Raw genomic sequence first — 555 nt, forward strand, 5'->3', positions numbered from 1 at the left:
ACACTTGATCCTGCGACCGGTGGAAAGTGCGTCCATGACGAAATCCATCGACCAGGTCAGATTGGGCGCCGCCGGACGGAGCAGCGGCAGACGTTCTGTTGCCAGCCCTTTACGACGTCTTCTGCGTTTTACGCCCAGGCCACTGAGGTGATAAAGCCGGTACACGCGCTTATGATTAACATGAAGCCCTTCACGGCGCAGCAACTGCCAAATACGACGGTAGCCAAAACGCCTGCGCTCCAGTGCCAGCTCAGTGATGCGCCCTGATAAATGCGCATCAGCAGCCGGACGGTGAGCCTCATAGCGGCAGGTCGACAGGGATAAACCTGTAAGCCTGCAGGCACGACGTTGCGACAGACCGGTCGCATCACACATCAACATCACGGCTTCCCGCTTCTGGTCTGTCGTCAGTACTTTCGCCCAAGAGCCACCTGAAGCGCCTCTTTATCCAGCATGGCTTCGGCAAGCAGCTTCTTGAGTCTGGCGTTCTCTTCCTCAAGCGACTTCAGGCGCTTAACTTCAGGCACCTCCATACCGCCATACTTCTTACGCCAG

At 57.1% G+C, this 555-nt stretch carries 1 pseudogene; it reads right to left on the reverse strand.

From position 1 onward, the window contains the following. Window positions 1-555, reverse strand: a pseudogene (locus tag FHC49_RS14970) (IS3-like element ISSen4 family transposase); the annotation flags it as partial.

Source organism: Kluyvera sp. EC_51 (assembly GCF_019584505.1).
Classification (GTDB): Bacteria; Pseudomonadota; Gammaproteobacteria; order Enterobacterales; family Enterobacteriaceae; genus Kluyvera; species Kluyvera sichuanensis.